The following is a 13,299-nucleotide window of genomic DNA, read 5'->3' as shown; positions in this document are numbered from 1 at the left end:
TATCTCCTGATTATTCTTTTAATGGCTTGCGCTTAGGCGGTCTGTTTTATCAAGACGCCTACCGCCTGCGCTTGTCCGTGCCAGATTCCGCCCTCAGGCGGGTTCGTCTCATCAAACGGCGGTGAAACCTGCCAGTGGCCTTCTGGCAAAATGAATGCGCCGGCATGCAGGCTGGCGTTAACCAGCACAAGCCAACGACTAGAAAGCAAAATCTGTAGCTGATGCTCCCCCTGCTCCCACTGCGACGGCGTCAAAGGCTGTCCTTCTCTATTCAGCCACTGCACCGCGCCGTCCCCTTCTTGCCACCACGTTTCCAGCTGTAACGCCGGGATCGCGCGGCGCAGTTGGATCAATCCGGCGACAAATTCACGTAAGCCACGATCCGCATGATCCCAATGCAGCCAGGTTAATTCGTTGTCCTGACAGTAAGCGTTGTTGTTACCCTGCTGGCTATGCCCCAGTTCATCACCCGCCAGCAGCATCGGTGTTCCCTGCGACAGAATCAGCGTCGTCAGCAGTGCCTTCTGGCTCGCCAGTCGGCGTTGACGGATATCGTCGTCTGCCTCAAGCCCTTCTGTGCCGTGGTTATTGCTGAAGTTACTGTCTGTGCCGTCGCGGTTGCCCTCGCCGTTGGCGTCGTTGTGCTTGTGGTTGAAACTCACCAGATCGCGCAACGTAAAGCCGTCATGGGCCGTCAGTTTGTTGATCGAGGCGTAAGGCAGGCGGTCGCGCTGCTGGAAGATGTCGCTGGAGGCGGCAAAACGGCAGGCAAATGCGCCGAGGGAAATGTCACCATGCAGCCAAAAGCGGCGCATATCGTCACGATAACGGTCGCTCCATTCGGCGAACGGCGTCGGAAATTGACCCAGTTGATAGCCGCCATGCCCGATATCCCACGGTTCGGCGATCAGCTTGCAGCCCTGCAAGCGGCTATCGTTTTTCATAGCGGAGAGCAGCGGCGCGGCAGCGGTAAAGTCAGGAGTGCGACCCAGCACCGTTGCCAGATCGAAGCGGAAACCATCAACGTGGCAGACCTCGCGCCAGAAGCGCAGGCAGTCCATCACCCAGTCGATCACCGCTGGATGATTCAGGCGCAGCACATTGCCGCAGCCGGTCCAGTTGTGGTACTCACCGCTTTCGCCCAGCCAGTAATAACTGCGGTTGTCGATGCCGCGCTGGCACAGCGTAGGGCCTTCAACGTCCAGTTCCGCGCTGTGGTTGAATACCACATCCAGAATGACCTCAATACCCGCGCTATGCAGCGCTTTCACTGCATCTCGGAATTCGTTCAGCGCGTCATCGCCTGCGGCCAGACTGTTATCCACCGCAAACGGCAGCAATACGTTATAGCCCCAGTAATTACGCAGCCCAATCTGTTGAAGTCGGGGTTCATCGGCATGCTGCTGCACCGGAAGCAGTTCCAGCGCGGTGATGCCTAGCGATGTCAGATAATCAATCATCACCGGGTGACCCAACGCCGCATAGCTGCCACGAATATCTTCGGGAATATCAGGGTGCAGTTGCGTCAACCCGCGAACATGCGCCTCATAAATTACCGTCTGGTTCCAAGGCGTTTGTGGATGTTGGTCATCCTGCCAGTCGTAATCCTCTACCGTAACCACGCACTTCGCCATAATCTCAGCGCTATCGCGTTCATCCCGCTGGTCAATTCCGCCTTGCAGGCTAGCGTCATCCACCACCCAGCCATCAAGCTGGCGGGCGCACGGGTCTAACAGCAGCTTATGCGGGTTGAAACGTAAACCCTGTGACGGCTCGAACGGCCCATCGACCCGGAAACCGTAACGCAAGCCAGGCTGCGCATCGGGAAGATAGCCGTGCCAGATATCGCCGCTGCGCGCGGTCAGCACGATGCGCTGTTCCTGCTGACGCTCATCAAACACGCACAGCTCTACCCGCTCGGCATCGGCGGAAAACAGAGCGAAATTCACGCCGTTACCGTCAAAACTTGCCCCCAGCGGCGTCGGCTTACCCGTCTGCAATTCCGCCATTTACGTCTCCTTCACCAGATACAGCGTGGCGAGCGGTGGAATGGTCAGAACAAGGGAGTGCTGGCGTTGATGACTACCCCACTCCTCGCTATAAATCGTCCCGACATTGCCCTGATCGCTACCGTTGTAGTGAACAGAATCGGTGTTCATGACTTCACGCCAGCCGCCGGGCTGGTTGATGCCAATCCGATAGCCGTAACGTGGCACAGGCGTAAAGTTGCTGATCACCAGCACTTCATTGCCTTGTTCATCGCGTCGAATAAAGGCGAAGACCGAATTTTCCCGATCGTCCACCACCAGCCATTCAAAGCCCTGCGGCTGAAAATCCAGCTGATACAGCGACGGCTGCTGGCGATAGTAATGGTTAAGATCGCGCACCAGCGCCTGCACACCACGATGCCACCCTTCTGGTTCATCCAACAGATGCCAATCCAGACTGGCGTCGTGATTCCACTCACGCCCTTGCGCAAATTCGCAGCCCATAAACAGCAGCTTTTTGCCAGGATAGGCCCACATAAAGCCGTAATAGGCACGTAAATTGGCAAATTTCTGCCATACATCACCGGGCATGCGATCCAGCAGCGAACGCTTACCGTGCACCACTTCGTCGTGAGATAGCGGCAGTACAAAATTCTCGCTATAGGCGTATAACATGCCGAATGTCAGCAGATCGTGATGGTATTTGCGGTGAACCGGATCGAGCTGCATATAGGTCAGCGTGTCGTGCATCCAGCCCATATTCCACTTGTAGTGAAAGCCTAAACCGTTGCAGTCGGGCGGCAGCGTGACACCCGGATAATCAGTGGACTCTTCGGCAAGCGTAATCGCAGCGGGTGCCGCATGACCCAGCATGTGGTTGGTGTAGCGTAGAAACGCGATGGCTTCGAGGTTCTCTTTACCGCCGTAATGATTCGGCACCCACTCGCCTTCACTGCGGCTGTAGTCGCGATAAATCATGGAGGCCACAGCGTCTACCCGCAGCCCATCAATGCCATAGCGCTCCATCCAGAACAGCGCGTTACCCGCCAGATAGTTACGCACCTCATGGCGGCCATAGTTATAAATCAGCGTGTTCCAGTCCTGATGATAGCCTTCGCGCGGATCGGCGTACTCATAGAGCGCGGTGCCGTCAAACTGTGCCAAGCCGTATTCGTCGCCGGGAAAATGCCCCGGCACCCAGTCCAGCAAGACGTTGATTCCCGCACCATGAAGCGCATCAACAAACGCTCTAAACTCTGATGCTGTACCGAAACGGCGCGTTGGTGCATACAGCCCTAGCGGCTGATAACCCCAACTGCCATCGAACGGGTGTTCGTTAATCGGCATCAATTCAACATGGGTGAAGCCCATGTACTGCACATAATCAATCAGTTGCTTCGCCAGTTCCTGATAGCTCAGCCAGAAATTGTTATCCGTATGCCGCCGCCAGGAACCGAGGTGGACTTCATAAATAGAGATAGGAGAGCGCAGGCTATTCGCCTCGCGACGAGCCTCATTGGTTGGGACTTTCTCAGGCAGCGGCGTAATCAGCGATGCAGTATCTGGGCGCATTTGCGCTTCAAACGCATACGGATCGGCCTTCAACCGGACGCTACCGTGGCTGTCGATCATTTCATATTTGTAGAGCTGTCCCGCTTTCACATCGGGCAGAAATAGCTCCCAAATGCCGTTTTCCTTGCGTAACCGCATCGGGTGACGTCGGCCATCCCAGAAGTTGAACTGCCCCACCACCGAAACACGTTGAGCATTCGGTGCCCAGACGGCAAAGCGCGTGCCCTCAACGCCATCCAGCGTTTCCAGATGTGCACCTAGTCGCTCGTAAGGTCGCAGGTGGGTACCTTCGGCTAAAAGCCAAATATCCATATCCTGCAACAGCGGGCCAAAACGGTAAGGATCTTCAATCACCCAGGTTTCTTCACGCCAGGTCACAGCCAACTGGTAGTGAAAAGCGTGTTTCCGACGCGGCACAAGACCACAAAAAAAACCGCGTCCATCGACACGTTCCAGCTCGACGATTTTTTGTCCATTGCTGGCATCAACAACCCAGGCGGCCTCCGCATCCGGCAGCAACGCTCGAACTTCAAGGCCTTTGGAGGAATGATGCATACCTAACAGCGAAAACGGATCGGCATAATGCCCGGAAATAAGTGAATTAATCGCCTCAGAAAATGCTGACATGGTATCCATCCTCTGATTAACCATTTGAATTAAATAAATAAGCTATATAAAAAACGCATCACGTTGCGTTTATATTCTTCCGTCACTTATTTTTAACAAAAATCCAATAAAAATAATGAGTTATTAGCTTGCTAATGAATAACGGCGACGTGTAAAAATAATGAATACTATGAAAGAGTTCTTGAACAACGCGCCCTAATTTAGCGTAGTCAAAGAACGGAGAAATATCTGAGAACTGATGAAATTTTTCCGTTTATATTTATATGAATAAGTTATGACGCGGGATAATTAGCATCTTTTGTTTAAAGATCGATTCGTCCGCTAGCAAAAAGCAGTACAATTTGGCGATTGTGTATGTTGAGACCCCGTCCATGGTTAGCCAGGTTGATCTGATTCTTTCCCTGTTACAGCAGATGTGTGTTTATCTGGTTATCGCCTATCTGCTCAGTAAAACACCGCTGTTTATCCCGCTGATGCAGGTCACCATCCGCCTGCCACACAAGCTGGTCTGCTATCTGGTTTTTTCCGTGTTTTGCATTATGGGAACCTACTTCGGCCTGCATATAGACGATTCCATTGCCAATACCCGCGCGACGGGCGCAGTGCTCGGCGGTATGTTGGGCGGCCCTTCCGTTGGCTTTCTTGTCGGGTTGACTGGCGGGTTACACCGCTATTCGATGGGCGGTATGACAGCGCTGGCCTGTATGCTATCGACCATTGCCGAAGGTCTGCTCGGTGGGCTGCTGCATCGTTATCTGGCACGCCGTAACCGTATCGATCTGCTTTTTAAGCCCCTCGTCGTTGGCCTGACTGCGCTGGTTGCGGAGATACTACAAATGGCGATTATTCTGCTGGTTGCTAGACCGTTTGATAACGCCGTTGAACTGGTGAGGGATATTGCGCTACCGATGATGATCACCAATACCATCGGTTCCGCTATGTTCATGCGCATCCTGCTCGACAGGCGCGCCATTTTTGAAAAATACACCTCCGCATTTTCCGCAAAAGCGTTGCAAATCGCGGCTCGCGCCGAAGGGGCGTTGCGCCAGGGGTTCAATCCGCAAAACAGTATGCGCGTTGCCCGTATTTTGTATGAAGAACTGGGTGTCGGTGCTGTAGCGATTACCGATCGCGACAAACTGCTGGCCTTCATTGGGTTGGGTGATGACCACCACAACGTCGGTGCGCCCATCACGTCATCACACACGCGACGGGCGATAGACAATAATCAGGTGGTGTACGCCGACGGTAACGAGGTGTCTTATACCTGTTCGGTGTCATCACACTGCAAACTCGGCTCCACGCTGGTGATCCCGCTACGCGGCGAAGATCAGCGCGTTGTCGGCACGATCAAGCTTTATGAGCCCAAGAATAAGCTATTTTCCAGCATTAACCGTACGCTGGGAGAAGGGATCGCCCACCTGCTTTCCGCTCAGATTCTGACAGGCCGTTTTGAACAACAGAAACAGCTGCTGGCGCAGTCGGAAATCAAGCTGCTGCACGCACAGGTCAACCCGCATTTTCTGTTTAACGCACTGAATACGCTGTCCGCCGTGATACGACGCAACCCCGATCACGCCCGCCAGTTGGTGCTATCCCTGTCGACGTTTTTCCGTAAAAACCTCAAGCGCAGCAACGATGAAGTGTCGCTCAATGACGAGCTGGAGCACGTTAATGCCTATCTGGAAATCGAAAAAGCGCGCTTTGCCGATCACCTGACGGTAGAAATCTCGCTGCCGGAGGCGCTACGTGAGGCGCGACTACCGGCATTTTCCCTGCAACCGATTGTCGAAAATGCGATTAAGCACGGTACTTCGCAGATGATTGAACACGGGCATATCCATATTAGCGGGCGTCTGCACGCCAACACGCTGGAACTGTCAGTGGAAGATAATGCTGGCACCTATCAGCCCCGCAGCGGTGGCGATGGGCTAGGCATGAATCTGGTCGACCGCCGAATTAAAGCGCGCTACGGCAACCGTTATGGCATCACAGTAGTCAGCGAAACAGATAAATTCACCCGGGTAGAAGTACGCGTCCCGCTGATTTCAGCGCGCAAGGCATTGGAAAAACTGGATAGCGTGGCATGACGAGGTGGATAAACATGTCAGGTCGTCAGAATAAAATCAGGCAAATGAAAACAGCCTGAAAGCAGGAGACGACGCTTAGTCTGACGGGTGACTCAAGCCGGATGTATCTTCGACTGATATATATCGGGACGCGCAATCGTCCAGACATAGTTTTCTTTGTTAATCGGAGAATATCCTGCTTTTTCATAGAGCCATGGCGCAGTTGATGTTAGTAGCATAATACGTCGCAGCCGCTTAAGTACTGGGTGGTCGAGGCAGCATTCCATTAACCAGCTTCCCAACTTTTGCTGCTGATATTCTTCCAGTATATAAACATCACAGAGATAACCGAAAGTCGCAAAATCTGTCACGACTCGCGCCAACCCAATCTGCTTATCGTCAGTAAATAAACCGAAATTAAGGCTGTTAGTGATAGATTCCCGAACCGTATCGATATCAATGCCTTCTGCCCAACTTGAACGCGTTAAATAACAATGTATGGCATGAATATCCAGTAGATCATTATTCGTCGTAACAACAAATTGCTGATTTTTCCATGTCAATACTCGTGACATATCTTGTTCACTGTTGGTATGCATTCGTTGATGTTCTCGATATGACCTGAGTATGAAACAGGCGCAACACCAATCGATGTCGCGCCAGAAAGCAGGAGAACTATAGCAAGATAACTACAGCAGGATGCGCAGCATACGGCGCAGCGGTTCAGCGGCTCCCCACAGCAGCTGATCGCCGACTGTGAAGGCGGACAGGTATTCCGGCCCCATGTTCAGCTTACGCAGACGACCGACCGGCGTAGAAAGCGTGCCCGTTACCGCAGCAGGCGTCAGTTCACGCATAGTAATATCGCGATCGTTCGGGACCACTTTCACCCAGTCGTTGTGGGTTGCCAGCAGTTGTTCGATTTCCGGCAGCGCGACGTCTTTTTTCAGTTTGATGGTGAACGCCTGGCTGTGGCAGCGCAGTGCGCCGACGCGCACGCAGAGACCATCAACAGGAATGACGCTGCTGGTGCTCAGAATCTTGTTAGTTTCCGCCTGACCTTTCCACTCTTCGCGACTCTGGCCGTTATCCAGCTGTTTGTCGATCCACGGAATCAAGCTACCTGCCAACGGTACGCCGAAGTTATCGGTCGGCAGCGAACCGCTACGGGTCAGCGCTGTCACTTTACGTTCGATATCCAGAATCGCAGAAGCCGGGTCTTGCAGCTCTTTCGCAACTTCGCCGTGCAGGGCGCCCATCTGAGCCAGCAGTTCACGCATGTGACGCGCACCGCCGCCAGAAGCCGCCTGATACGTCGCAGCAGAAACCCACTCCACTAAATTGTTAGCAAACAGGCCGCCCAATGACATCAGCATCAGGCTGACGGTACAGTTACCGCCTGCAAAGGTTTTGATACCTTTATCCAGACCCTGTTGAATCACCCCGTGGTTCACCGGATCCAGAATAATAATCGCATCATCTTTCATACGCAGTGAGGATGCGGCATCGATCCAATAACCCTGCCAGCCACTTTCACGCAGCTTTGGGTACACTTCATTGGTATAATCGCCGCCCTGACAGGTAATGATGATGTCCAGCGCGCGCAATGCTTCGATATTATAAGCATCCTGCAACACGCCTTGATGGCCGCCCAGCGCAGGTGCGGGTTCGCCATGCTGAGAAGTCGAAAAGAATACCGGGTGAATCACATCAAAGTCGCGTTCTTCGACCATGCGCTGCATGAGAACCGAGCCGACCATACCGCGCCAGCCAATAAAACCAACATTTTTCATGGTAACTGTCCTGCTTTGGGGGTAACAAAAAGAATTCTGGCTAACGTCGATAGCGCTTAGTTATTGCTGACTCAGTGATCTGCCGCAGAGGCTGCGCGTGTCGTGTCGTAAACCTGTAAATTATCGTGTCGTTCAACCTTACAAAATGTACATAAAGTCGCAAGTGAATTTATTCGATAGTACGGCATTTTTCAGCAGTCATTCTAATATCATCAACCTGACACAGGATAATAACGTTGGCCAGTCCATAAAGATGGCCCCGGTCAGGAAACACGGTTTTGGGAGTAAAGAACCAACATGACAGAAATGATCTCCGCAACGGTACTACTGTTGCTCATAATGGACCCACTCGGCAACCTGCCGATTTTCATGTCCGTACTCAAGCACCTCGACCCTAAACGCCGACGTGTGGTTCTGATCCGCGAAATGCTGATTGCACTCGGGCTAATGCTGATTTTCCTGTTCGCCGGTGAACACATTCTGGCGTTCCTGAATCTGCGCACCGAAACCGTGTCTATTTCCGGCGGTATCGTGCTGTTCCTCATCGCGATTCGGATGATTTTTCCCTCGCAGGAAGGCAACAGCAGCGGATTGCCAGCCGGAGAAGAACCGTTTCTGGTGCCAATGGCGATTCCACTGGTGGCGGGGCCGTCGATTCTGGCAGCGCTGATGCTGCTTTCCCACCAGTATCCCAATCAGTTATCTCACCTGACGCTGGCGCTGTTTATCGCCTGGACGATCTCTTTCATCATCCTGCTGATGTCTGATTTGTTCTTGCGGTTGCTGGGTGAGAAAGGCGTGAGCGCGCTGGAGAAATTGATGGGCCTGATTCTGGTGATGCTATCGACGCAGATGTTCCTCGACGGCATACGTGCTTATATGAAGTTATAGGCGTCGTTACCCCCAGTGTCTTAGTCACATTTTTATGCCGACTAAGAGACGGTTTCGTGCGCGATAATACCGCAATTTCCATGCTACCCCGTAGCACGCGCCCGACGCAGGGCGCTCAGTCGCCGCCGCCCTGCGAACCCAGGCTTCCGGCTAAATCATACCGCTACGCGGTGCCATCGGCGTTCATGACCCCCCTTCGAGCCGCCAGTGACGCGTTCCATACGCGGCACTGGCTTTCGCGACGTCCTGTCGCTCACTCGGTGCTCATGATCACCGCTGCATAATTTTTACGCCGGATTAATGTCAAACCCTTCCCTTGTACAAGGAGGGTTAAACACATTAGAGGAAAATACTCCCCACTAACGCGATCAGGAACGCGATGGTGCCGAGCAGCGTTTCCATCACCGTCCAGGTTTTCAGAGTCGTTTTCTCATCCATTTCGAGGAAACGGCCAACCAGCCAGAAGCCTGAGTCATTCACATGCGACAGCACGGTCGCACCACCCGCAATCGCCACCACAATAAAGCAGAGATCGAACTGGCTCAGGCCAGGGGTCGCCGCAACCGCAGGCGCCATCAGCGCCGCTGTGGTCGTCAATGCCACCGTTGCCGAGCCCTGCGCGACACGCAGTGCCGCAGAGACCACAAACGCGGCCACAATCACTGGCATACCGGTATCTGCCAACACGCCAGACAGCGCGTCGCCAATACCGCTAGAACGTAGAACACCACCGAACATACCGCCCGCACCGGTTACCAAAATAATCGAGCAAACTGGCCCCAGTGCGCCTTCACAGATCTTCTCAAGGTGTCTACGGCTATGCTGGCCGCTAAACATAATCATGGCAAACAAGACGGTAATCAGCAGCGCAACCGGCGTTTTCCCCAGCATTCGCAGGAACTGCACCAGACTGCTATCACCACTGATGACGCCCATTACCGTCAGGGTGTTCAATCCCGTATCGAGGAAAATCAGGATCAGCGGCAGCAACAGCACCCACATCACCACACTGAACGGAGGCGGCGTATGCTGCTCATCCGCTTTGACTTCAGTCAGGAAGGTTGACGGCAACGGTAAATGGAATTTTTTACCCGCCCACAGGCCGAACAGATAACCGCCAAAATACCAGGTGGGGAAAGCAATCACGGCACCCACCAACACCAGCAGACCAATGTTGGCACCCAGCAATTCACTGGCAGCAACCGGGCCGGGATGTGGCGGCAGCAAGGCGTGCATAACGGCAAAGGCACCCGCCGCTGGGAACGCATAGGTCAACGTTGAACCGCCAAAGCGTTTCGCCACGCTGAAAATAATCGGCAACATCACGATCAGCCCAGCGTCGAAAAAGATCGGGAAGCCGAACAGCAGAGAGGCAAGACCCAGCGCGAAAGGCGCGCGTTTCTCACCAAATTTATTAATTAGCGTATCCGCCAGCACATTCGCACCACCGGTAACTTCCAACAGGCGGCCAATCATTGCCCCCAGACCAACCAACAGGGCAACAGATGCCAACGTGCTGCCGAAACCACTGAGCAACGTAGGAACGAGTTTCTCGAAAGGCGTTTTTGTCGCCAGCGCCGTGATCAAACTCACCAGCGTCAACGCTAGGAATGCGTGGACACGGAAGCGCATAATCAGCACCAGTAACAGTGCGACCGAACCTGCGGCAATGGTTAATAGCACACTGGCGCTATAAGCGGATGTTATTTCTGTCATCGTTAATAATCTCTTTAGGGCACCCAGTCTGGATTGGCTGATTGTTTGTGAGGTGTATCACATCATCATTTGATACCGGTAACATGATACGGGTAACATGTTAAAGTCTGGAACCATTAAGTATCATTTAATTTACAGTTTGCGATAGAGATCAAATTATGTCAGGTCGAAGCATTATTCTGATGGGCGTATCAGGCAGTGGAAAATCCTCAGTTGGCGCTGAACTTGGCCGCGCCATTCAGGCAAAATTTATTGATGGCGACGATCTGCACCCGCGCGCCAATATCCAGAAAATGGGCAGCGGTACGCCGTTGAATGATGACGACCGCGCACCGTGGCTGGAGCGGCTCAGCGATGTCGCCTACAGCCTGGCGCACAAAAACGAGACTGGCATCATCGTCTGTTCCGCGCTGAAAAAGCGCTACCGCGACCGCCTGCGCGAAGGGAACGAAAAGATGGTGTTTATCTATTTGAAAGGCAGCTTTGAACTGGTTCTGGAGCGTCACAAAGCCAGAGCAGGACACTTCATGCCGACAGACCTGCTGAAAAGCCAGTTCGATGCGCTGGAAGAACCGGGCAGCGATGAGCCGGATGTCCTGAAGGTCGATATTGACGGCACTCGAGAAGATGTGGTGCAGCGCTGCGTTGAAGCACTGCGCGCAGCAGGCTAACGCCAAGGCTTAGAGGCTTTCGCCGTCCAGCACGGTAAAGCCGACATCGACCATTTCCAGCTCCACCGGCTCGCCTCGCAGGCGGGCCAGCAGGCGCTCGGTGCCGACGCGTCCCATGTGTTCACGCGGCGTCAGTACGCTAGCCAGCTTCGGCACCATCGCCTGCCCGATATCGTGCCCGTGGAAACCAGCGACGCCGATGTCTTCCGGCACGCGTAGCCCCTGCCGCTGGCATTCAAACATCGCGCCGACGGCTAAGTCGTCATTGGTGCAAAACACGCTATCGACCTGCGGGTATTCCGCCTGCGTCTGCCGCAGTAGCTCACCGCCAAGTGAATAGGAAGAGGCCCGCTCACTCATCACGCAATAACTTTTGAGATTGCTTTCCCACATCGCCTGCTCGTAGCCGCGACAGCGCATAATCGTACGCTCATCCTGTCGCGCGCCGAGATAGACAATATGACGATGCCCCAGTGCGACCATACGCAACGTCATCTGTCGCGCGGCTTCGACGTTATCAAATCCGACAGCCATATCCAGACAGGGTGAAACGGAATCCATCAGCTCCACCACCGGAATACCGGCGACGTCCAGCATCTGACGCGTTCGCGGCGTGTGGGTGCGCTCAGCCAGAATAAGCCCGTCAATGTGATACGACAGCAGTGAGGTCAGACGCTGCTCTTCTTTGTCAGGATGGTAGCCATAGTGCGCCAGCATGGTCTGGTAACCGTGCGCTTCTGCCGTGCGTTCAATCCCACGCAGTACCTCGGCGAAAACCTGATTGGTTAATGATGGCAGCAGTACGCCAATCGCCCGACTGGTCGAGCTGGCGAGCATATTGGGTGCGAGATTAGGGATGTAGCCCAGCTCATCCAACGCAATGGCGATCTTTTCCTGCAACGCGGCTGACACCTGAGCGGGATTACGCAAATAGCGGCTTACCGTCATTTTGGTAATCCCAACGCGATCGGCAACATCCTGGAGAACGGGTCTTTTTTTCTTCATCATCGACTAAAAGCGTCTGAAAAACAGTGCCCTAAGTCTAGCAAAAAAAACGTAAAGAAAGTAAAGGCAAAGGGACAGAATCTAAAGGATAGCGTGAAGCTTTTAAGAGAATAAAAAGCCCGCGTTCTTTCCTACGCGGGCTTATCCGTTATTCCTTCGCCGTCGTTATACCGGCGGTAAATCAAACAACAGAATTTCACTGTCTTCGCTGGCGTGTACGGAAATAGCCGTTTCATCCCAGACCGCAAATGCATCACTGGTTTCGGCTTTCTGGCCGTTAATCTCTACACTACCACGCACCACTTGAACCCAAACGCGACGATCGGCCGGAATCTGATACTCCGCCTGTTCCTGCGCTTTCAGCGCCCAGCGCCACAGCGTCATGTCCTGAAAGACTTTCAGAGAGCCTTCACGCGCATCTGGAGAGAGCACCAGTTGGCGACCTTGAAGCACATCAAAACGCTTCTGCTCGTAGCGCGGCGTCAGCCCGGTTTTTTCCGGGATAATCCAGATTTGATACAGGTGCAACTGTTCATCCTTGCTGGCATTGTACTCAGAGTGACGAATGCCCGTTCCCGCGCTCATAATCTGGAATTCGCCCGCTGGCACCTGCTCTTTATTTCCCATGCTGTCCTGATGCTCAACCGCACCGGATAAAACATAGGTCAGAATTTCCATATCTTTATGCGGGTGCGTGCCAAAGCCCTGACCACCTTCGATAAAGTCTTCGTTAATAACGCGCAGTGCTGAGAATCCCATAAAATCAGGATCGTAATAATCGGCGAATGAGAATGTATGCCAGCTGTCGAGCCAGCCGTGATTAGCATGTCCGCGATCTTGCGCTTGACGTAAATAGATCATGTTCTTTCCTCCTGCGTTTCTGATAAGGAAAGTGTAACGGGCAGCGGAAAATAAGATAGCGCAAAAAACTCACCGCTCTGTTCGAAAAATCAGAACGGGATGCTGC

The 13,299-nt window shown here is 53.4% G+C and carries 10 protein-coding genes; 3 read left to right on the top strand and 7 right to left on the bottom strand.

Annotated features, from left to right (window positions below; translation table 11 throughout):
- Positions 1-32: 32 nt before the first annotated feature.
- Entirely contained in the window at positions 33-2,009 is a 1,977-nt protein-coding gene (gene glgX / locus DUT67_RS01710; RefSeq protein ID WP_113626947.1) for a glycogen debranching protein GlgX, read from the bottom strand.
- Positions 2,010-4,187 (bottom strand): 1,4-alpha-glucan branching enzyme, encoded by a 2,178-nt coding sequence (gene glgB, locus DUT67_RS01705; RefSeq protein WP_113626946.1) that lies wholly within the window; start codon positions 4,185-4,187, stop codon positions 2,010-2,012.
- A gap of 371 nt (positions 4,188-4,558) precedes the next feature.
- On the opposite strand from glgB, the gene DUT67_RS01700 reads away from it, so the two are divergent.
- Positions 4,559-6,277 (top strand): sensor histidine kinase, encoded by a 1,719-nt coding sequence (locus tag DUT67_RS01700; protein WP_048262854.1) that lies wholly within the window; start codon positions 4,559-4,561, stop codon positions 6,275-6,277.
- Positions 6,278-6,369: 92 nt separating this feature from the next.
- On the opposite strand, the gene DUT67_RS01695 is transcribed toward DUT67_RS01700, so the two are convergent.
- Both DUT67_RS01695 and asd read right to left on the bottom strand, forming a co-directional pair.
- Entirely contained in the window at positions 6,370-6,855 is a 486-nt protein-coding gene (locus tag DUT67_RS01695; RefSeq protein ID WP_113632666.1) for a GNAT family N-acetyltransferase, read from the bottom strand.
- A 90-nt stretch (positions 6,856-6,945) separates the two neighbouring features.
- Complete coding sequence (asd, locus tag DUT67_RS01690; RefSeq protein WP_048262856.1) at positions 6,946-8,049, bottom strand: aspartate-semialdehyde dehydrogenase; 1,104 nt, start codon at positions 8,047-8,049, stop codon at positions 6,946-6,948.
- Between the two features lie 297 nt (positions 8,050-8,346).
- Here asd and DUT67_RS01685 point away from each other — a divergent pair, with 297 nt between their 5' ends.
- Positions 8,347-8,940, top strand: coding sequence for a YhgN family NAAT transporter (locus tag DUT67_RS01685; protein ID WP_011095628.1), 594 nt, complete (start codon positions 8,347-8,349; stop codon positions 8,938-8,940).
- Positions 8,941-9,279: 339 nt separating this feature from the next.
- On the opposite strand, the gene DUT67_RS01680 is transcribed toward DUT67_RS01685, so the two are convergent.
- Complete coding sequence (locus DUT67_RS01680; protein ID WP_011095629.1) at positions 9,280-10,656, bottom strand: GntP family permease; 1,377 nt, start codon at positions 10,654-10,656, stop codon at positions 9,280-9,282.
- 158 nt (positions 10,657-10,814) lie between these two features.
- Here DUT67_RS01680 and DUT67_RS01675 point away from each other — a divergent pair, with 158 nt between their 5' ends.
- A complete protein-coding gene (locus tag DUT67_RS01675; protein WP_113632667.1) occupies positions 10,815-11,327 on the top strand; it encodes a gluconokinase in 513 nt (170 codons plus the stop codon).
- Between the two features lie 9 nt (positions 11,328-11,336).
- On the opposite strand, the gene gntR is transcribed toward DUT67_RS01675, so the two are convergent.
- Positions 11,337-12,332, bottom strand: a complete 996-nt coding sequence (gene gntR / locus DUT67_RS01670; protein WP_113632707.1) for a gluconate operon transcriptional repressor GntR — start codon at positions 12,330-12,332, stop codon at positions 11,337-11,339.
- Between the two features lie 165 nt (positions 12,333-12,497).
- Complete coding sequence (locus DUT67_RS01665; RefSeq protein ID WP_113632668.1) at positions 12,498-13,193, bottom strand: pirin family protein; 696 nt, start codon at positions 13,191-13,193, stop codon at positions 12,498-12,500.
- Positions 13,194-13,299 lie beyond the last annotated feature (106 nt).

Origin of the sequence: Pectobacterium peruviense (genome assembly GCF_003312355.2) — a bacterium.
Lineage (GTDB): Bacteria > Pseudomonadota > Gammaproteobacteria > Enterobacterales > Enterobacteriaceae > Pectobacterium > Pectobacterium peruviense.
Note: the sequence above shows the minus strand (reverse complement) of the source record. Positions and strands in the feature narration are given on the sequence as shown.

What these genes read in the sequence shown, in the direction of transcription:
- DUT67_RS01695 (WP_113632666.1), bottom strand. Translation starts at nt 6,855, where the DNA reads ATGCATACCAACAGTGAACAAGATATGTCACGAGTATTGACATGGAAA.
- glgB (WP_113626946.1), bottom strand. Translation starts at nt 4,187, where the DNA reads ATGTCAGCATTTTCTGAGGCGATTAATTCACTTATTTCCGGGCATTAT.
- DUT67_RS01665 (WP_113632668.1), bottom strand. Translation starts at nt 13,193, where the DNA reads ATGATCTATTTACGTCAAGCGCAAGATCGCGGACATGCTAATCACGGC.
- DUT67_RS01685 (WP_011095628.1), top strand. Translation starts at nt 8,347, where the DNA reads ATGACAGAAATGATCTCCGCAACGGTACTACTGTTGCTCATAATGGAC.
- DUT67_RS01700 (WP_048262854.1), top strand. Translation starts at nt 4,559, where the DNA reads ATGGTTAGCCAGGTTGATCTGATTCTTTCCCTGTTACAGCAGATGTGT.
- gntR (WP_113632707.1), bottom strand. Translation starts at nt 12,332, where the DNA reads ATGAAGAAAAAAAGACCCGTTCTCCAGGATGTTGCCGATCGCGTTGGG.
- DUT67_RS01675 (WP_113632667.1), top strand. Translation starts at nt 10,815, where the DNA reads ATGTCAGGTCGAAGCATTATTCTGATGGGCGTATCAGGCAGTGGAAAA.
- DUT67_RS01680 (WP_011095629.1), bottom strand. Translation starts at nt 10,656, where the DNA reads ATGACAGAAATAACATCCGCTTATAGCGCCAGTGTGCTATTAACCATT.
- glgX (WP_113626947.1), bottom strand. Translation starts at nt 2,009, where the DNA reads ATGGCGGAATTGCAGACGGGTAAGCCGACGCCGCTGGGGGCAAGTTTT.
- asd (WP_048262856.1), bottom strand. Translation starts at nt 8,049, where the DNA reads ATGAAAAATGTTGGTTTTATTGGCTGGCGCGGTATGGTCGGCTCGGTT.